Below are 19,849 nucleotides of genomic sequence, written 5' to 3' on the forward strand. Positions count from 1 at the left end.
CATCTTTTCTTGACCCTTGGACCTCTTGCCCCGTTCTGTGCCTCTATTCCACCTCCCCTGACGCCGCCCTTACCGCCTCTCTGCTATCCTGCGGCTCATGAAGCTCGTGCTGGCTGTTATTCAAGATGCAGATGCCTCTGCGCTCGTTCGGGTGCTGTCCGAGAACGCTTTTGAAGTAACGAAACTCGCCAGTACCGGCGGCTTTTTGCGCGAAGGCAATACGACCCTCATGATCGGCGTGACCGATGAGCGATTGGCCGATCTGAAGCGGCATGTGCAGCAGACCTGCCGCGCCCGTACCCGCCTGGTGACTCCCGGCGTGCCGATGGGCGAACAGAATGAGGGGCTGGTCAGCGATCCGGTCGAAGTGCCTGTGGGGGGCGCAGTGATGTTTGTGATGGGCGTGCAGGAGTTCGTCAAGGTCTGAGCATTAGGGCATTTGTCCGAATGGAAGCGTCAGAGATCTCTTTTCTGACGCTTCCATTCTCCCCAACGCTCCCACAATTCACTCTGTTCGGTCAAAAATAAACAGCACTGTTGACCGATGCTCTCAGCTCCAGAACGGGTTTACCGCACGCCGAGCGCCGCCAACGCTGCCTGCAACTGATCAGGATTCTCGTACTGCACGGCATGCATGCCGACCGAGCGGGCTGCCTCTGCATTCTGGGCGCGGTCGTCGATCATCACGGCCTGCTCTGGCCGCACCCCTGCCAGGTCAAGTGCGGTGCGGTAGATGGCGGGACTGGGTTTCATCATGCCCAGATAGCAGGAGGTAAAAAAGCCCAGCAGAAAGGTGTCCAGCTCGTAGGTGGCGATCCGGTAGGCGTTCAGGTCGCGGCCCTCGTTGTTCAGGGCATATTGGCGGTAGCGGCCCGCCAGATCGCGTGCCAGAGCCAGGGTTGCCGGGTGCGGCTGGCTCTGTTGGTGCATGGCCTCGCAGAACGCGTCCTGAGAGAAATCGCGGGGCGTGGTGAACACTGTCTGAGCCAGATACGCGCTCAGATCCATACGCCCCAGTTCGAGTTCGGGTACGGCCAGTTTGTGCCGCTCGGCAAATTCGGTGGCGTCCAGACCAAACCGGGCCACCACGCCTGCCCGCTGCTCTCTGTCCCAGCCGTTGGTCAGCAGTACACCGCCGATGTCCCAGAAGATGGTGGTCACGCGCGAAGAAGGAAGGGTCATGGTTCAGGCTACCGTCTGGGCCTGACAAAAAGTCGGGGCAGACGAAAAGCCGGGGATTGCCCCAGCTTCTCGCAACTGCTCCGGTGTGGTTGGTGCTCCAACGTTCATGCTCTGTGGTCGTAACAGACAACTCTTTTGACTCCCGACTTAGGCGTCCACGCCCCCATCGGCCTGATGAAGTTTCTCGGCCACAGCCATCAGCGGCGGGCGCTCTTCTTCGGGCAAGCTGTGGGCGTACTGCTCCACCTGCGCAGCAATGGGCGGCAAAGACGCACCCACTTCGGTCAGCATTCCTCCTTGCAGGAGTTCGGCTACTTTGCCCAGTTGTGCGGCCAGCAACTTGGCTGGGGCGGGTTCCTCGGCGTTCAGGGCAGACTGTGCCGCCAACAGTTGTGGCACGGCGGTCTGGGTGTCGATCCTGTCTGCGCCGCCCGTCAGCAGCGCGAGGATAGAGGCAAGAGACTGAGTCATGGGTGCAGCAGACTGCATCGCCAGCACAGAGACGGTAGGACTGCCCCCCTTCTGAAGAGGGTGTAAAGGTTCAGTGCAGGCTGCCCCTACTTCGTGTCGTACCAGTTCGGCCCCACGCCCACTTCTACGGCCAGCGGCACGCTGAGTTGCGCGGCTCCCTCCATCACGCGTTTGGTGAGGGCGGCCACCTCGTCGGCACGGTCCTCGGGCGTTTCGATCAGGAGTTCGTCGTGGACCTGCAGCAGCAGGCGTGCGCCCAGCGCTTCCAGTTGCCCGTCAAGCTGCACCATCGCCACCTTGATGATGTCGGCGGCGGTCCCCTGAATCGGCATGTTGTAGGCCAGCCGTTCCCCGGCTTCGCGCAGGGTGCGGTTGCTCGCGTTCAGTTCGGGCACGTAGCGGCGGCGGCCATACAGCGTCTCCACATAGCCCTTCTCGCGGCCCTCGGCAAGCGTGGTGTCGATGTACTGACGAATGCCCGGATAGGTGCTGAAATAGGTGTCGATAAATCCGGCAGCTTCGGCGTAGGGAATGCCCAGATCGTTCGAGAGGCGGTGGGCGCTCATGCCGTACAGCACGCCAAAGTTCACGGTTTTGGCGGCGCGGCGCTGGTTGGCCGTGATGGTGCTTTCTTCCAGCCCCAGCACCTGCGCGGCGGTGCGGCGGTGAATGTCTGCACCTTCCAGAAAGGCCTGTTGCATCAGCTTGTCGCCCGAAATATGGGCCAGCAGCCGCAGTTCGATCTGCGAATAATCGGCGCTGATCAGGCAAAAGCCCTCGTCGGCAATAAAGCCCTTGCGGATCTCACGCCCCGTTTCAGACCGGATGGGAATGTTTTGCAGATTGGGATTCAGGCTGCTCAGGCGGCCCGTTGCCACGGCAGTCTGGGCAAAGGTGGTGTGCAGGCGGCCCGTGCGCGGATTGACCAGGTTGGGGAGCGGTTCCAGGTAGGTGCCGCGCAGTTTTTCCAGTTCGCGGTATTCCAGCAGCGCCGGAATGATGGGATGCTCGTTGCGCAGGGGTTCCAGCGCACTGATGGCCGTGGTGCGCTTGCCCGTCAGCTTGGTTTTCTTGCCGCTGGCGAGGCCCAGTTCGTCGTACAGCACGGCTTCGAGTTGATCCCGACTGCGGATAGGGAAGACCCGGCCCGCATGGGTATGAATCTCGCCTTCCAGCCGAGCGATTTTGGCAGAAGTGGCGTCGGCCAATCCGCGAATATAGGCACCATCGAGCCGCACGCCGCGCACCTCCATCCGGGTCAGCACGGCGGCCAGCGGCACTTCCATTTCGTCGTACAGCTTGCGGCGGGGTGCGTCCAGTTGCGGCGGCAGTACCTCCAGCAGTCGGTGCGTGATGGCGGCGCGGCCAGCAGCTTCGGCGGGCCAGAGCGTGCCCAGATACCGCTGGCTCACGGCGGGCATGGCGGTATTGGCGGGGTCGAGCAGGTAGGCCATCAGCAGCGGGTCGGCCCCCGGTTCCACCCGCAGCCCGCGCACGTTCAGATGTGCGGCCAGTGCCTTGGCTCCGGCTGCCGTCACAGTGCGCTGTCCAATAAACTCGGCCTCGCTGACGGTGGCCGGAAACTGAAGCGCCAGCTTTTGCGCGGCTTTTTCGGCGTCGCGCACCGCTTTATCCGCGGCTTTTTGCTGGGTCTTGGTCAGGGGCGCGGCAGCTTCGGCGTCGTCGAACAGGCCGCCAGGTGCGGGCGCGGCGTTGGGGGCTTCGCGCACAGGCTCGATCAGGGGGGCCACCCGCGCCACCTTGCCATCAAAGGTGGCGGCCCCCGTCAGTTCGGCGGTCAGGTCGTCTTCCCGCGAAAGCACGTAGCCCCAGGTCACGTTCTGGGCAGGAGTTTTCCATTCGGCCAGTGCCGGGGCTTCAAAGCTGGCGGTGTCCGGCTGCGGCGCTTGGGCAGGCGCGGATCTGGCCGCGAAGGGTTCGGCCCCCTTCCCGCCCGTGCTGCCGATCATGGCCGCGATGTCGCGCTTGAGGGTATGCAGTTCCAGTTCGTCCAGCAGGACTTCCAGCTCGACCGGATCGCCGGGAAGTCGACCCACGCCCAGTTCCACGTTCAGTGGCAGATCCGTGACCATGCAGGACAGTTGATGGCTGAAGGCCACATTCTCCTCAGAGGCCACCAGCTTTTCACGCGTGCCCTTGGGTTCCAGCGTGCCCGCTTTGGCGGCGGCCATGACCGCTTCCAGCGTTCCGTATTCCTGCAACAGCTTGGAGGCCGTTTTTGGCCCGATGCCCTTCGCGCCGGGAATATTGTCGCTGGCGTCCCCGGTCAGGGCGCGGTAATCCACCCACTGCCGCACCGTCACGCCGTATTTCTCCAGCACCTCGGCAGGCCCGATCAGCGAAAAGTCGTTGCTGATCACGCGCACATGGTCGTCCAGCAGTTGATAGGCGTCGCGGTCACTCGTCACGATGCGAACCTGAAAGCCCCGGCCCTCGGCCATGCGCGTAATAGAGGCGATCACGTCGTCGGCCTCGTAGCCGGGTTCCTCCAGGCGGGGAAAGCCGATGGCGTCCACGATGGCGCGAATCCGGTTGATCTGCCCCGGCAGGTCGGTGGGCATGGCGGCGCGGCCCGACTTGTACCCCTCGAACTGCTCATGGCGGAAGGTCTTGACCGGCGGATCGAACACCACGATGACCTGATTGCCTGATTGCCGCGCCAGCCGTAGCGTCATTTTCAGGAATCCCACGATGGCGTTGGTGGATTCCCCCCGGCTGTTGCTGAGGGGCGGCACGGCAAAATAGGAGCGGAACGCCAGTGCGTGCCCATCAATCAGCACCAAAGTATTCGGATTGGCCTGCCCTCCGTTCGGGGCGGCGTCGGTGGGGGTGGTCATGGGGGCATTCTCTCATAGGGGAAACCGTGAGTGGACAGTGGTTAGTGCTGAGTGGGAAAAGCAAAAAGAAGGGTTGCCCCCTTCCCGTACTGGTTGTCTTGAAAGACGATATTGAGGCAGAACGTAGAACGTGGATCGTAATTTGGCTTTCTCCACGATCCACGTTCCACACTCCTGTTTTAACTCTTCAGACTCATGCCCCTACACTGCCCCGCTCTTCCACCACTGCCGCCAAGATTCGCGCGACCTCATGAATCTCGGTTTCATCGGGGCCTTCCACCATCACGCGGATCAGGTTTTCGGTTCCGCTGGGACGCAGGTTCACGCGGCCACGTCCGTTCAGGCGGGTTTCGGCCACAGCGACGGCGGCCAACACGTGGGCATCGGAGGCCAGCGCCTTCTTGTCTTTGACGCGCACGTTGACCAGCGTTTGCGGGAACATCACCAATTCGTCGTGCAGGGCGTCAAGCGTGGTGTTCAGCTTCCGCATACTCGCCAGGGTCAGCAGGGCGGTCAGCACGCCGTCCCCGGTGGGCGAGACATCCAGAAACAGCACATGCCCGCTCTGTTCGCCGCCCAGGGTCAGGTGCTGCCCGTGCAGCCGCTCGTGGACATAACGGTCACCGACGGCGGTACGCTCCAGCGGAATGCCCGCTTCTCCCAGTTTCACTTCCAGCGCCATGTTGGTCATGATCGTGGCGACCACGGCCTTTTCACCGCGTGCGCGGGCGTTCAGCAGCAGCATATGATCGCCGTGAACCACGTTGCCCCGCGAATCGATCAGGAGGGCGCGGTCGGCGTCACCGTCGAAGGCCACGCCCAGATCGTAGTTGCCCCCGCGCACGATCTGTTGCAGGTGGGCCATGTGGGTGCTGCCGCACTCGCGGTTGATATTGCGGCCATCCGGCGTGGTGTACACGGCAAATACGTCGGCCCCAGCAGCCTGAAACACCTTCGGGCCAACCCGGAAGGCCGCTCCGTTGGCGCAGTCCATCGCCACCCGCAGCCCGGTCAGGTCGGGCGCGTGAGACTTCAGGTAGTTGACATACAGGCGCTCGGCTTCCGTGTAGTTGGTCACGCTGCCCAGCGCGACGCCTGTCACGGGTGCAAACGACGCCACATCATCGATAGCCGCCTCGATTTCCAGTTCAGTGGTATCGCTGAGCTTCTGGCCGTCACGCCCGAAAAACTTGATGCCGTTGTCTTCGTAGGGGTTGTGAGAAGCGCTGATGACCACACCTGCATCGGCCTTGAGGTAGCGCGTGAGGTAGCTAACGCCCGGCGTGGGCAGCACCCCCACATGCACGACCGTGACGCCCCGGCTGGTCAGCCCTGCCGCAAGTGCCGCTTCCAACATATCCCCGCTCTGGCGCGTGTCCTTGCCGATGACCACACTGGCCTTACCGTCCGATGCCCGTTGCAGCACCTCTCCTGCGGCGGCTCCCAGCGCCATCACCCAGGCGGCTGTCAACGGAAATTCGCCCGCCACAGCACGCACGCCATCGGTTCCAAAATACTTTCGCTCGCTCATCTTCGGACTATCATACGCCCCTGAGTGTCATGAGTGCGGTGTGTATGCAGCGGCCCCGAACGGGGTCGAGACCGGGAACCCTTCGCGCAGGTTCCCCGTAACCCGTTGTATGAGTGGATTTTCTGCCGGGTCGTTTTCGTTCAGTCGCAGCAGTGGTCGGCGCGGAGGTCTGCTGGGTGGGCACAGCCATTCCAGCGGGCGTCATATGGGCTACGGCCACAGGGGGCACGCCCGACACCGGGGGCGGCGGCGCGGGATGTTCGGCTGCCTGGGCGTGGTGCTGGCTGGAGTGGTGGCCCTGGGCGGCGTGGTGGGCCTGTTCTCACTGATCGCCTGAGCTTGCTTCACCGGGGCTTGCTTCATCTGCTCAACCGTTGGCGGGGGTCTGCCGACCTGGACGCTCCCGCCGTTTCTTCGCGCCTGCCCCCTGGCGTGCGGGCCGCTTTTCCTGGTGTGCTGAGCTGCCAGGAAGCATGGACGGGCGAGGGAGCCGGATTTGCCCGCTACGCCTCGGCGCATGGCCCGCTGTTCCTCAAATATCTGCCCGCCGCCGCCCAGCATCCGCGCCCCTACCGCCGCATGGCCCGCGAGATCGCCTACCTGCGTGACCTTGCGCCGCTGTCGCCCGTGCCACACGCGCCGCTGCTTCACGCGGCTCAGGATGCGGCCAGCCACCGCGCCCACCTGCTGACCGCCGACCTGACCGAGACGACGCTGGGCTGGGGAGCTTTGGACAGCGACGAGGCGCGGGAAACGGCGCTGCTGGACATCGTGCGGTTGTTGGCGCTGCACCACGCTTTCTGGTGGAATCGGCCCGAATTGACTGCGTCCACCGCCCAACCGGAATGGATCTGGAACCCGGCGCGGGCGGTTCGGCAGGCGGGCGAGATCGCGCGGTTTGCTGGCCTGGCCGTACAGGACGCTGCCCGCCAGTTGCCGGAGCTGCTGGCCGCCACATCCGGCGTCACCCTCGCGCACGGCGACATTCATGCCGGACAGGTGCTGTGGCCGGAAGGAGGCGGGCCGCCCATTCTGATCGATTACGGCCAGACGCAGGCCGCGCCGCTGGGGGTGGATTTCGCGCATCTGCTGGCCCTGCGCCTGAATGCCGCCGAACGCCTGCGCCTTGGCCCCGGCCTGCGGGACACGTATCTAGCCGAACTTGCCCGGCATGGCCTGACGCTCTCGCCCTGGCGATTTGCTCAGGAGGAACGGGCTGGATTGGCCCTGAATCTGCTGTCTACGGCGCGGCAGGCGGCCCGCACCACACACCGGGAAAGCGGCGTGGGCGAGGCGCTGGAGCGGGCCGCCGAGGCGTGGGTCAACTGGCCCGACTGAATTCACCGGAACCAACCCAGTGTTCTGAATCCCTGACCCTGAGCGCAGCACGAATTCTGGGGTCAATTTTATTCAGAGGCCGTATCCCGATCAGGCCAGATTTCGCAGCAGCCACGCCACCACGAAGCACAGGCTGCCAGCCACCAGCGCCATCAATATCGGTGTGAAGGGAAGCCCATCGGTTCTGGTGGCTTCTCCCAGGCGGCTCCGGGCCTCCATCTCTGCCCCCGAGGTGCCCATAGACCCGTAGGTGATCAGACCGGCCAACATCCACAGCGCAAAGCCCGCCCAGTTCAGCCCGTCCAGCACCCCGGCCAGCCCATGCCCACGCAGATAGCCCCCGCCTGCGCCCAGCGCCGTTGCCCCCGCGCCGTACAGACTGCCGCGAACCAGAACTTCAGCGATGGCTTGCCCACGAGATTGAGGTTTGGCGGCTCCTGACATGACCGTCAGTGTATATCTCCTATGTGTTGTCCAGGCCCAGAAATGCCCGGTACCGCGTCAGTTCTGCTTCCAGCCCTCTGCGGAGTGCCGCCGTTTCCCGTATCCCCGGCAGCCAGGTGATCTCGGAGCGAAGTTGGCCGCCCTCTACCCGCAGATTGGCCCAGCCCACGGCGCGTTCGGCCCAGAAGACTGGCAGCGCGTAATACCCGAACTGGCGCTTGGCAGGCGGTGTGTAGGCCTCCAGACGGTAGGCCCAGCCGTGCAGATGCTCCAGGCGGCGGCGGTCCCACACCAGCGGATCGAACGGCCCCACGATCCGCAGCTCCGAAGGTCTGGACACGTCGTCTATCTCCCAATCGGCGGGCCAGACATAGCGCACGCCATCTACCTTCGCGCCCGTAAGGTCTTCCTTGACGGCACGCTTGAAGGCCGCCCGCAGCGAGGTTTTCAGGTGCGGCAGCCCAAACCCGCTGAGGCTGACCAGATGCCCCAGACTGGCCTCGGGCAGCGGGCCATACAGGTTTGCCAGCAGATCAACGACTTCGCGCACGCGCTGGGCCTCGGGCAAGGGTTCGGCGCGGAAGGCGGCCAGATGCGGCGCGGGGCCGTACACGCGCACTCCTGAAGCCCGCCGCACCACCCGCGCCTCTCCCCGGTAATGCAGGGCGTCCAGCGCCCGTGTGGTGCCGCTGGATTGCCCGCCCCAGGCGTTCTGCACCCGGCCCACACCCAGCGCCGCCGTCGCCTCCTTGGGATGCAGTTCGCCCCGCTCCCCCAGCAGCGCCCGCACGCTGTCCAGCAGGGCCGGATGTTCGCGCTCGATGCGGGTGGGGGCCACCTCACGCGGATGCAGCCACGCCTGCACCTGCCGGGGCACGAACCCGTAATTGGGCAACATGTCCTCCTCTGCGTCCAGCACGGCATATTGCTGTTCCAGATCGCCTGCCCGGTATCCTGCCACCCGCGCCATCAGGGTCAGGTCCTGGGCACGCGCCGGAACCCGGATCGGGTCGGCCTGCACGAATTTCATGCTGTCCAGTGCGGCCTGAATGGATGGCTTTGGCCTCAGGGTACGCAGGGCCAAAGCCCGCAAGTGGGCCGGAGTCAGGGCGCTGGGGTGGTCGGGCATGGGAAAGAAGTCTAAGGCTCGGAGAGAGTGCAGAGGTGGATGCACGGCTTTGGCTCTGGGTTTGTTGTTCTCTAGTCCTCTGCTCCTGCCACCAATTCCATACTCGGCACGGCGGGCGACACCCAGGCGTTGCCGCGCAGCAGGAAGCGCCAGGGCAGGTTGCGGCCTTCGCGAATGCCCACGCGGGCGGTGGTTTCTACCTCTTCATCGGGCACGGATTGGGCAGGCAGGCACAGATGCAGCCCCGGACTGTTGACCCACGTTCCCGTTATTTGCGCCGGATTCAGCCCCAGCGCATAGACCAGCTTGGCGGGGCCATTGGTCAGGTCGCGTTCCCGTGTGACCGGGCGGTGCGTCAGCATCTGGCCGATGCCTTCCTGCGGTTCGATGGCCCGGATCAGCACGCTGGCCGATACGCCCTCCTCCCGGCAGGCCACCTGAAGCAATGGGTGGCCATGTGCCGTCCAGAACAGCCATTTGCCTGCTGCAATCGCCATTTCTGCGCTGCGGGCGGCGTGAAATCTGCCCGCAGTACAGGCGGGATCGCGGGGGCAATCGTAGGCTTCGACCTCTACCACACGCCCGGTCAGGCGTTCGCCCCCCGGCAGTACGCGCACCAGTGTTCCGCCCAGAACCTGACGCGCAATCTGCACCGGATCGCGCTGAAAATAGGTGGGGGAGAGGGGCCGCGTCATGATGTTGCCCGCTTCTGCCTGTGCCACATCCAGACAATGAAGCACCAGAAGCCGATGGTGGCCAGTAAAACAGCGAGATAGACGAGCGTTCTGGTGAGATCACTGAACGTCAGCGGCGCAAAAGCCTTGGCAATGAGCTGGAGGAGCCACGCCGTGATCAGCCAGAACAACCCGTGCCAGCCCAGACCTTTCCAACTGTAGACAAAGCTCAATGCCGCACCCAGGGTCGCCAGCGTCACCAGTACCTGTTGGGGCCAGAAGTGCTCTAGCGGAAACAGAGCGTTCTCGGCAAACCAAACGAGGGCACTGATTCCCAGTACCAGCAAGATGTGCCGTTGGTTGCGGTGTACGGCCTCACTGGATGGCTGGGGCTTTTGAACGGCGCTCACACGTTCACTCTATCTGCTCGCCGCAAAAGACTCAGGTGCATTTGCCGACCCCCACAAAGCTCAGCTTTTCCTGAACGTCTGCCGCCTCTTCAGTGGTGTCAGGCGAGAGGTATGAAGCGTAATCTGTCAGTCAGCACCAAGTCTTGACGGTTTTTTCACACTTCGCCCCAATGACTTCACCCCAATCAGGGCCACTGCGCCCACGGAGGATCACACCATGATGGACATTTTTAACATGCTGGGCGGAATGGGACAGGCACAGCAGACCGTAGGCAACCAATTGGGCACCAACGCCAATCAGACCAGTGCGGCGATGGAAGCTGCTGTACCGCTGCTGCTGGGCGCTATGACCCGCAACGCAACGCAACCTGGCGGTCTGGACGCCCTGACCGGGGCACTGGACAGACACGATGGCAGCGCTCTGGATGCCTTCGGACAGGGTCAGGTTCCCAATACCCAGGACGGCCAGAAGATTCTGAGGCATGTGTTCGGCGGGCAGCAGCAGGCCGCCGCCAATGCCGTCGGTCAGCGGGCGGGGATCGATCCTCAGATGGCTATGAAAGTGCTGTCTATGCTAGCTCCTCTGGTGATGGCCTACCTGAGCCGTCAGCGGCAGGGCGGCGGCCAGACGCAAGGTGGAGGCGACATCGGCAGCATCTTGGGCGGCATGTTGGGAGGCGGTGCAGGCGGCCTGGGTGGCCTGCTCGGTGGATTGTTGGGCGGCGGGCAGCAGCAGCCCCAATATCAACAGACACAGCCGCAGCAGGACAACATGGGCGGCCTCGGCGGAATGCTGGGCAGCGTGTTGGGCAGCGGGCAGCAGGGACAGACCCAACAGGCACCGGGCGGCGACCTGTTCGGAACCCTCAACAAGGTCCTTGACCGTGACGGCAACGGCAGCGGACTGGACGACCTGATCGGCATGTTCGGCGGTGGACGGCGCTGATCCGGGCTGACAGATCCCCGCGATAAGCTGCGAACTCTGAGTCAAAACCCCGCGCTCTGTGGCTCAGAAACCATAACTTCAAGGTCAACCAGAGAAAAGAGGCGGCCCATGCTTATCAGGGCCGCCTCTTCTGGTGTCGGTGTTTCTCAGTTTTTCAGAGGGGGGACGGTTTTGGGGCGCAGGCCTTCGGTGTATTCGGCAATAAAAGCGCCCAGCGCCGCGCCGATGATGGGGGCCAGCCAGTAGATCCAGTGGTTGGCCCAGTCGCCCGACACCAGTGCAGGGCCGAACGAACGGGCGGGATTCATGGCCGCGCCGCTGATGGGGCCGCCTGCCAGAATGTCCACCACGATGGTCAGGCCCACGATCAGGCCGCCCATAACGCTGCGCTGATGAATAGCCACTTTCACGACGACCAGCACCAGAAAGGCGGTCAAGATGACTTCCATCAGAAATGCGCCGCCGGAGCTGATGCCCGCGCCGGGATTGGCGACGCCGTAGCCCACGGCTTTCATTTTGGTTTCACCCACGATGGCCAGCGCCGCAAAAGCGCCGAGGGTCGCGCCGACCAACTGAGCCGGAATAAAGGCGGCAGTGGTGCGCCAGTCCTGATTCTTGGTCAGGCTCAGGCCGATGCTGACCGCTGGGTTGAACTGTCCGCCGCTGACTGTACCCAGCGCCATAGCCATGACTGCAATAGCCAGACCGTGGGCGAAAGCGACGCCCAGCAAACCCGCATCGTTGCTGATGGCAAGAACGCCAGCGAAAATAAGCGCGAAAGTACCGATGGCTTCGGCAAGAAGTTTTTGAGGCAACATGAGGAAAGTATAAGCTGTCTCTCTGCGCTCAACCTGATCGAAAACGTGAAATTCTTAACGTATTCAGAGCGAGTCGGTTCAGTCGGTTGCCGTAGCCTCTGGCAACCTTTCCAACGAATAAGGCTGGTAGCCCTTGGGCGTGCCTGTGCCCTGATCGTTGAAAAGGCTGGTGGTCAGGTAGCGTGCGCCTGTGTCGCAGGCGATGGTCGCGACCCGTTTGCCTGGCCCCAGGCGGCGGGCCACTTCCAGCGCGGCCCAGACCATACCGCCGCTGCTCATGCCCACGAATACACCTTCCTCACGCGCCAAGCGGCGGGCGAGCGGATAGGCGTCCTCTTCCCACACCGGAAAAACTTCGTCTATCACGCTGCGGTCCAGGTTGGCGGGAATGAACCCTGGCCCCATGCCCTGAAAACCGTGTTCACCGCGTTCGCCGCCGCTCAGAACGGCGCTGCGGGCAGGCTCGACCGCCACCACTTTCACCGCCGCATTCTGACTTTTCAGGAACCTGCCCACGCCACTGATGGTGCCGCCTGTGCCTGAGCCGTACACGAAAGCGTCGATCTGGCCGCCCATCTGTGCCCAGAGTTCCGGTCCGGTGGTGCGCTCGTGCGTTTGCGGATTGGCCGGGTTGGTGAACTGACCCATCATCACTGCTCCCGTTTCCGCCGCAATTTTTTCGGCTTCCTCTATGGCCGCCAGCATCCTGCGCTCGGGGTCGGTCAGCACCAGTTGGGCACCGTAGGCCAGGAGGGTGCGTTTGCGTTCCTCGCTCATCTGGGCGGGCATACACAGGATCAGGCGGTAGCCCTTGGCGGCGGCCACCTGCGCCAGCCCGATGCCGGTGTTGCCGCTGGTGGGTTCCACGATGGTGCCGCCGGGCTTCAGCACGCCGCGCCGTTCAGCATCCTCGATCAATCCGAGTGCGGTGCGGTCTTTGATGCTGCCGCCGGGGTTCTGGCCCTCCAGTTTCACGAATACATCGGCCATCTCTGGCGTCACGACCCGCCGGAGCTGAAGCAGGGGCGTATTTCCGATCAGTGCCTCGATCATGGGGGCAGTGTAGAGCGTGACAGCCTCTTTCAAACGGCGTTCATCCGCTATTGCCTTCTATTGAGAATCGGTTCAGGTTTCTTCGGGGCCAGATGCCCATAGAATGCCCCCTGATGCGTCTTGCCGTGCTGGCCGATATTCATGGAAATGCCGACGCGCTCCGGGCGGTACTCAACGATGCCCGTCAGCAGGGGGCCGAAGGGTTGATCGTCAATGGCGATGTGGTCAACCGTGGTCCTGACAGTGTTGAAGCGCTTGAACTGCTGCTGAATCCCCCCGCCGCCTTCCCGTTGGGCGTGCAGTTTACGCTTGGCAACCATGATGATCTGCTGCGGCTGTGGCAAGCGCGGAGTAGCAATCTGCCCGCCGACTGGTTCACCGACCCGTTCTGGGGAGCCACCGCCTGGAGCGCCGAACAACTGGAGCGGGCAGGGTTGCTGCATACGCCTGCCGATTGGCCGATGTCGCTGACTCTTCAGGCTCCCGGTTTTCCTGACGTTCTGATTTCACACGGCACGCCCACGGAGTACCGCGAGGGCCTCAGCGAGCGTACTGCGCCGGAGCGTGTCGCCGAATTGTCGGATGGCGGGCGGTACGGAATCCTGATCGGCTCGCATATCCACCGTCAGGCCGACGCCGGATTTGTTTTGCAGGGCGGCCAGAATGTGCGGGTTCTGAATACTGGGGCAGTCGGCGCACCTGCTGACGGTGACCCCCGCGCAGGCTACTTGCTCCTGACCCTCAAGACGCAGGGTTGGCAAACGGGGCTGCGGCGCGTGCCCTACGACCGGGCAGGCATTTTGCGGCGCTTTGAGAGCAGCGGTCTGCTGGGCATGGGCCTCAGCGCCCAGATTTTCCGCGATGAACTCATCACGGCCCGCAGTCTCTATACCCCATTCTGGATGTGGACGGAAACGCAGCAGCTCCCGCGCACCGCAGCAACCTGGGCGGCTTTCCTGCATCAGCATCCGGCACCAATCCTGCGCCCGACCGTGTCTGAGCTGTAACGATGTTCTGAAGGCAGCAAAAACCGCGCCCTCCAGGAAGGCGCGGCTGAAAAAGATGTTTTAAAAGCAGGCTTTAGCGGAGTTCCTGAGGAATCAGCACGGTGTCGATGGCGTAGATCTTGCTTGCGCCTGCATCCAGTGCGGAACCAGTGTCGATGGCCGCGTCGCCAATCCGGGTCACCAGGGGCGTTCCGGTACGCGTAACCGCCAGACGTCCACCCTGAGCACTGGTGTACTCGGTGGCCGAGGCCAGGTTGGTGCCGTCAATGCTGGCCGCGACGACGTGGTACAGCAACACCTGACGCAACTTGGTCACATCGGCCTGCAACGTAGAAAGCGTGCTGGGCGACACTTTGGTAAAGGCATCGTTGGTCGGAGCGAAGATGGTGTAAGTTCCGCTGTTGAGGGTGTCGGCCAGTCCCGCAGCCTGAACCAGACCAGCCAGCGTGCTGAAACGGGGGTCGGCCAACAGCACCGCTACCGTCGTTGAAGTGGTGGCAGTAGCAGCAGGGGCGGCAGGTGTGGTGGTGGCCGTCGGAGTGGTCGTGGTCGTGGCTGCTGTGGTATCGGTGGTGGTCGTGGTCGTGGCTGCCGCGGTATCAGTGGTGGTGGTAGTCGTGGCCGTTGCAGCCGGAGCTTCCGTAGTCGTGGTCGTAGTCGTAGCTGTGGCATCGGTCGTGGCCGTATCAGCAGCGGGAGCTTCCTCGACAGGGGCGGGCAGCGTGAAGTTAGGGGGCAGCAACACCTGATTGATCACGAAGATGGTGCCGTTGCAGGCCTGCGAGTTGGCGGCGTCTACGCTGGCTGTGACGACATCTACGGTAGCAGTGCCGACGAGTTGGTTGTCGCCGTTCCTGCCAGGGGTCAGGTCACTGCCTTCTGCCGTCTTGAGTACTTCGCCGCTGGCGAGTTGGTCAGCGGTGATCGTGCCGGGAACCACGTGATACAGCAGTACCTGCTTGAGCAGATCAGGCGTGCTGGCGATAATCGCCAGGGTTTCGGGGTCCACGGCAGCAAACGCGTCGTTGGTGGGCGCGAAGACCGTGTACTCACCGCTCATCAGTGTTTCGGTCAGGCCAGCGTCGCTGAGCAGGTCGCGCAGCGTGCTGAAGCGGTCATCGGCCACGATCACGTCGTACAGGGTGTTGCTGCCAACCACGCACTCGGCGGTAGGTGTAGGAGCTTCAGCCGTGACGGTCGTATCGGTGGTGGTCGTGTCAGTCGTTACCGTCGTATCGGTCGTCGTGGTGTCGGTGGTGGTGGTGTCGGTCGTCGCCGTATCGGTGGTGGTGGTTTCGGTGGTCGTCGCGCCGCTCAGAGGAGTGACGGGAATCTGCGTGATATCGAACGGTGCCGATGTGATTGGGGCCTCGACCGCAGGAGCAGGCTCGGTTGCGGGGGCGGGTTCTGCGGCAGGCTCCGGCGCGGGAGTTTCGGCCACAGGCTCGGCTGGTGCGGGCGTGGGGGCAGGAGCAGGAGCCTCTACCACAGGGGCGGGCATGGGGGGCAACAATACGGTGTCGATGACGTGAATCACGCCGTTACAGGCGGGCACGTTGACCTTGGTGATGGTCGCGTCGTTGATCATGACCGTGCTGCCGCTGACCATGACGTCAATGGTGGAACCCTGCGCGGTACGGGCGCTCTTGAGGCCCATGACCTGCTTCGCGGCGATCTTACCCGGTACGACGTGATACAGCAGGACGCTCCGCAGCATTTCTGGATCGTTGAGCACCGTTGCCAGCATGTCGCTCGGCACCTTGGCAAAAGCGGCATTGGTGGGCGCGAACACCGTGAACGCACCGCTGCTCAGCGTATCGCCCAGGCCTGCGGCTTCCACGGCCACGGCCAGCGTGCTGAACTGTGGGTCGCTGGTGACCAGTTGTGCAATGGTCTTACAGGCTGCAGGAGCGGCAGCAGGGCGAGCGACGGGTGCACCGGCTCCGCCCGCGACTGCGGACGTGGCGAGGAGCAGGCTGAGGGTCATCAGTCCAGTTTGCTGTTTCATGTAGTTCACCTCTAGGGAAAGTTCGATACTTAATCAACACCACTCAGCGCCGAAATGCAACCAAAACGGGCATCTGGACAGGTCTTCTAAATGAACGGCCCAACGGCTTTGGGAACTTACTCACCTGATTTTCATCTCTACCTGCAAAAAAGAGGTTTCCCTTCAACAGGTTCAGGGCCATCCGGAGCGCGTTCAGAACCGTGCGTGGGAGTGTCAGCTGTACACCGCTTATCAGGGGTGCGGTCATACATCATCCGCGATGGTCACTTTCCCGCCTTCTGCCTATCCTCACTATTTGCCGAAATATTCCGGCAGATCGGCTTCATGAATCAGCACGTCACGCGGCTTGCTGCCCTGATGCTTGGACACGATTCCCATGGCCTCCAGCAGGTCCATCAGTTTTCCGGCTCGGGCATGACCCACGCTCAGGCGGCGTTGCAGGCGCGATACGCTGCCCTGCCCTTCCTCGATGCAGATGGCCGCTGCCTGACGCAGCAGGGGATCACTGAAATCCAGATTGGCGCGGTCATTGCTGGGGCCGCTGGCCTCCACTCCGCCCTCGAAGTCTGAACCGTAGGCCTCCACAAAATCATCTTCAAAGACCTGGCGGCGCAGTTCTTCCGTGATCCGGGCCGATTCCACCTCACTGATGTACGGCCCCTGCAGACGCACCGGTTTGACGTGTCCAGGCTGATAAAACAGCATGTCGCCCATCCCGGTCAGGCGTTCTGCGCCCACCGAATCCAGAATCGTGCGCGAATCGTGGGTACTGCTGACCGCAAAGGCGATGCGGGCGGGCACGTTCACCTTGATCAGGCTGGTCAGAATGTCCACGCTGGGCCGCTGGGTCGCCAGAATCAGGTGCATTCCGGTGGCGCGGGCCATCTGTGCCAGCCGCATGATGGCCGATTCCACTTCCTTCGGACTGGTGATCATCAGGTCGGCCAACTCATCGATAATGATGACCAGATGCGGTAATTCTGCGTCTCCGACCTGCCGCATCTTGGCGTTGTACTGCTCCAGATTCTTCGCGCCCACCTGACTCATCATCTTGTAGCGGCGCTCCATGTGGGCCACCGCGCCCAGCAGGACGCCCGCTGCATCAACCGGGTTGGTTACGACGCTCCGCACCAGGTGGGCGATGCCGTCGTAGGGCGTCAGTTCCACCATCTTCGGGTCGATCATCAGGAAGCGCAGTTCGTGAGGGAGATATTTGAACAGCAGCGACGTGATCAGCGTATTGACGCAGACCGATTTGCCCGATCCGGTGCTGCCTGCCACCAGCAGGTGCGGCATCTTGGCGAGGTCGCCCACCACCAGTTCACCATCAATGCTTTTGCCCAGAATCATGGGCAGTTTGGCGCGGGTGTTGCGGAAACTCGGCGAGGCCGCCGCCTGATGAAACGTTACGGGTTCACGTTCACTGTTGGGCACTTCTAGACCGATCACGCTTTTGCCGGGCACGGGAGCTTCTATTCGCACGCCGCCCACAGCCAGTGCCCGCGCCAGGTCGTTGCTGAGGTTGGCAATCCGCGAAATTTTCTCGCCGGGAGCGGGTTCGATCTCGTAGCGGGTGACGGTGGGACCACGCGCAAAGTCCACCACCCGCGCCTGCAATCCGAAGTGGCGCAGGGTCTGTTCGATCACGGCGGCCCGTTGCCGTGCGGCCACGTCCAGCGCAGCCAGATTGCTGGCAACCTGAGGGACCGGGTCAAGCAGATCGTAGCTGGGGAGGGCCGGAACGGTGGCCCCCACTGGCTGCGGATTGGCGCGGCGACGCTCAGGCGGAACCTCCGCACTCTCCCACGGCGCAGCCTGCACGCCCCCTTTGCCCAGGAGCGGTTTCTGACGTGCTGGTACGGCGGGCATCGCCTGAGCTGGTGCTCCCTGAGTTTTGGCAGCAGGCCGCGAAAAGGGCATGTCTTCGTCGTCGCCCCAGGGGTCGAGGCCGTCCAGATCGCTGTTGACCGACAGTGAGCTGCTCGATGCCGAGTAAGCCGCATCTGAAGAGGTCAACCCTGAACCAGTTTCTAGGTCGTCCTCATCATCAAAGATATCGGGGCCAACTGGGGGAAGATCAGTGCGGGGCAGGGGAGGGGAGACCGACGGGGCGGAGGCGGGGCGTTCTGGGCTGAGAACCGCGCCGCTGGCCCGCGAACTGGGTTTCTGCCATTCCAGAGGTGCGGCGCTCTGCCCGGCTTCCGGTTTCGCGCCGCTGCCGTTCAGAGTGCCGGGATCAGTGAAATCGAAGTTCATGGCAGGCGGCGTGGCTGGAGCGGGGGTCGCCATCGCCTCTGCTCGCCGCAGGGCGTCTTCCTGAGCGCGGGCGAGGCGTGCCCGCCACTGTTCCTGTGCAGCCAACGTGCCGTCGGGGTCGCCGCGCAGGGCTTCGGCCACTGCCCCGGCAACCTCGGTGGGGGCGCGGTCGAAGGCGGCGGCGAGGTCCGGCCAGCCGGGATAGTGGCGCTCGCGGCTCTGCCAGTCGATCCACTCGCGGTTCAGCTCGGCCCAGGCGGTCACGCGCTCGGCGTGGGCGGGCAGTTCGCGGGCCAGTAGCGTGGCGTCGGCCTTTGCCAGCGCTTTTTCTGCGGCCTTGCGTTCGCGCTCCAGCTTGCCCGCACGCAGGGCCAACCGCTGCACCTCCGTCACGCTGCGGCGGCGCAGGGTTTCCAGTTCTCCGCTGGCCTGTGTACTGGGCAGTTCCACGCTCAGTTCGTGCCGCCCCGCCGAGATTTCTTTCATCACGGCTTCGGCCCTCGCTCCGGCGTCGGGAGCCTCACTTGCCACCTGTTCGCGCAGGTCGCGGGCGGCGTGGCCCACAAATGTGGCGGTCACGGCCCGCCAGCCGTCCAGATCGCGGGAGGCGTCTTTCAGTCCGGCTTCGTCCAGTCCTTTCAGTTCGCGCAGGGCGGCCCGCACTTCCTCGGTCTGGGCCTTCAGTTCACGCGCCGCCGGGTACAGCTTGCGCAGGGTGTCCAGATCGCGGGCGTGGGCATTCAGGCCCTGCCGCGCCTCTGCACGGGTCCGGGCAGCGTCCCGGCCCTCCTGCCGCGCCTCTATTGCGCCCTGCACATTGGCCGACGCGCCGCCCAGCAACACGCTGACCTGCCGGAAAAACCCCTTGAGCATCGTGAAGGGCCGCAGCCGCAGCATAATTTCCAGGCCAAGAGTCAGGAGCACCAGCGGAATCAGCGCCCCCACATAACTCAGCACGCTCAGGGGGGCCATGACTACCTCTGCCAGCTTGCCTGCAGCTTCCGGCTCGAAGACCTCGTGGAGAGCCAGCAGTGCCAGCGTGACCAGCACACCTCCCAGCACGCGCCGCGACAGGTTGGCGAGGTCACGGCCCAGAAACACCAGCACGCCGTAGGCCACCGGAATCACTGGCAGCACATACGCGCCCCAGCCCAGCCAGCCCTGTAGTAGCCCCCGCGCCTGCGCCATCAGGCTGCCCGACGTTTCGCCGCCTGTGCGGGTGGGCGGCGGGAGCAGCAACGTGACCGCCAAAAAGATTCCGAGGGCGAACAGGACGAGTCCCAACGCCTCCCCATCAAACCGGTTCGCGGGAGCCGCCGCCTTCCGAGCCTTCACCGCCTTCGACATGCCTTCACTGTACCGCACATCATCAGTCGGAAGTGCCGGGAATTCCGCCCCCAGCGCGAGTTTCTGAAGGGGGTGGGGGCTGCCGGGCTTTGGGCCATGAATAGGGCTTTCTGCCGGGGGTGGGTGATCAGTGGGAGGCGGGAAGAGCGTGCTGGCCGTGAAATCTATGTGCTGAGTCACAGGAGAACCCGGTGGAATGTCCCCGCCGCTGCATCTGGGTTCGCCAGTCCAAAGCTCTCTAGTACAGCGTCAATCGGTCAGGGTGGGATATAACCGACTCAGTTTGCGTCGTGCGTCCCCAGTGGTGAACTGCCAACAGATGCAAACGGCACGCTCCCGACGTCGGGTCAGCCAATGATCGACCACCTTGATCAGTG

General features: G+C 63.6%; 17 protein-coding genes. 5 read left to right on the top strand and 12 right to left on the bottom strand.

From position 1 onward, the window contains the following. Positions 1–97: 97 nt before the first annotated feature. Positions 98–427, top strand: a complete 330-nt coding sequence (locus F561_RS0114300; RefSeq protein WP_019010649.1) for a cyclic-di-AMP receptor — start codon at positions 98–100, stop codon at positions 425–427. Between the two features lie 140 nt (positions 428–567). Here F561_RS0114300 and F561_RS0114305 read toward each other — a convergent pair whose 3' ends face one another. The 4 genes from F561_RS0114305 to glmM form a co-directional block, all read right to left on the bottom strand. Then, positions 568–1,182, bottom strand: a complete 615-nt coding sequence (locus F561_RS0114305; RefSeq protein WP_019010650.1) for an HAD family hydrolase — start codon at positions 1,180–1,182, stop codon at positions 568–570. 147 nt (positions 1,183–1,329) lie between these two features. Further along, positions 1,330–1,653: a hypothetical protein gene (locus F561_RS0114310; protein ID WP_157451883.1), complete on the bottom strand. Its 324-nt coding sequence runs from the start codon at positions 1,651–1,653 to the stop codon at positions 1,330–1,332. Between the two features lie 86 nt (positions 1,654–1,739). Further along, on the bottom strand, positions 1,740–4,511 hold the full coding sequence (gene polA / locus F561_RS0114315) for a DNA polymerase I (RefSeq protein WP_019010652.1): 2,772 nt from the start codon (positions 4,509–4,511) through the stop codon (positions 1,740–1,742). Between the two features lie 193 nt (positions 4,512–4,704). Then, positions 4,705–6,042: a phosphoglucosamine mutase gene (glmM, locus tag F561_RS0114320; protein ID WP_019010653.1), complete on the bottom strand. Its 1,338-nt coding sequence runs from the start codon at positions 6,040–6,042 to the stop codon at positions 4,705–4,707. 109 nt (positions 6,043–6,151) lie between these two features. Between glmM and F561_RS27895 the strand changes: the two genes are divergently transcribed. Beyond that, a complete protein-coding gene (locus F561_RS27895; RefSeq protein WP_083922452.1) occupies positions 6,152–6,379 on the top strand; it encodes a hypothetical protein in 228 nt (75 codons plus the stop codon). Between the two features lie 17 nt (positions 6,380–6,396). After that, the gene (locus tag F561_RS0114330; protein ID WP_245556529.1) at positions 6,397–7,380 is read left to right on the top strand and encodes a phosphotransferase family protein; all 984 of its coding nucleotides are present in this window, start codon (positions 6,397–6,399) and stop codon (positions 7,378–7,380) included. 90 nt (positions 7,381–7,470) lie between these two features. On the opposite strand, the gene F561_RS0114335 is transcribed toward F561_RS0114330, so the two are convergent. The 4 genes from F561_RS0114335 to F561_RS0114350 form a co-directional block, all read right to left on the bottom strand. Further along, on the bottom strand, positions 7,471–7,824 hold the full coding sequence (locus F561_RS0114335; RefSeq protein WP_019010655.1) for a hypothetical protein: 354 nt from the start codon (positions 7,822–7,824) through the stop codon (positions 7,471–7,473). A gap of 19 nt (positions 7,825–7,843) precedes the next feature. Then, entirely contained in the window at positions 7,844–8,953 is a 1,110-nt protein-coding gene (locus F561_RS0114340; protein WP_019010656.1) for a DNA glycosylase AlkZ-like family protein, read from the bottom strand. Positions 8,954–9,024: 71 nt separating this feature from the next. Then, positions 9,025–9,648, bottom strand: coding sequence for a DNA-3-methyladenine glycosylase (locus F561_RS0114345; RefSeq protein ID WP_026298922.1), 624 nt, complete (start codon positions 9,646–9,648; stop codon positions 9,025–9,027). Then, positions 9,645–10,037: a hypothetical protein gene (locus tag F561_RS0114350; protein WP_019010658.1), complete on the bottom strand. Its 393-nt coding sequence runs from the start codon at positions 10,035–10,037 to the stop codon at positions 9,645–9,647. Before F561_RS0114350 ends, F561_RS0114345 begins: the two co-directional genes overlap by 4 nt. Positions 10,038–10,254: 217 nt before the next feature. Here F561_RS0114350 and F561_RS0114355 point away from each other — a divergent pair, with 217 nt between their 5' ends. Continuing rightward, a complete protein-coding gene (locus F561_RS0114355; protein ID WP_019010659.1) occupies positions 10,255–10,983 on the top strand; it encodes a DUF937 domain-containing protein in 729 nt (242 codons plus the stop codon). Between the two features lie 146 nt (positions 10,984–11,129). Here F561_RS0114355 and F561_RS0114360 read toward each other — a convergent pair whose 3' ends face one another. After that, positions 11,130–11,801 carry an MIP/aquaporin family protein gene (locus tag F561_RS0114360; RefSeq protein ID WP_019010660.1) on the bottom strand — a complete coding sequence of 224 codons (672 nt, stop codon included), beginning with the start codon at positions 11,799–11,801 and terminating at the stop codon, positions 11,130–11,132. Positions 11,802–11,879: 78 nt separating this feature from the next. Next, positions 11,880–12,854, bottom strand: a complete 975-nt coding sequence (gene cysK, locus F561_RS0114365; RefSeq protein ID WP_040380855.1) for a cysteine synthase A — start codon at positions 12,852–12,854, stop codon at positions 11,880–11,882. Between the two features lie 113 nt (positions 12,855–12,967). Between cysK and F561_RS0114370 the strand changes: the two genes are divergently transcribed. After that, complete coding sequence (locus tag F561_RS0114370; protein ID WP_040380856.1) at positions 12,968–13,861, top strand: metallophosphoesterase family protein; 894 nt, start codon at positions 12,968–12,970, stop codon at positions 13,859–13,861. Positions 13,862–13,934: 73 nt separating this feature from the next. On the opposite strand, the gene F561_RS0114375 is transcribed toward F561_RS0114370, so the two are convergent. Both F561_RS0114375 and F561_RS0114380 read right to left on the bottom strand, forming a co-directional pair. Next, entirely contained in the window at positions 13,935–15,869 is a 1,935-nt protein-coding gene (locus F561_RS0114375) for a fasciclin domain-containing protein (RefSeq protein ID WP_019010663.1), read from the bottom strand. Between the two features lie 291 nt (positions 15,870–16,160). Then, a complete protein-coding gene (locus tag F561_RS0114380) occupies positions 16,161–19,472 on the bottom strand; it encodes an FtsK/SpoIIIE family DNA translocase (RefSeq protein WP_019010664.1) in 3,312 nt (1,103 codons plus the stop codon). Positions 19,473–19,849: the final 377 nt, after the last annotated feature.

The organism is Deinococcus aquatilis DSM 23025, assembly GCF_000378445.1.
Taxonomy (GTDB): domain Bacteria; phylum Deinococcota; class Deinococci; order Deinococcales; family Deinococcaceae; genus Deinococcus; species Deinococcus aquatilis.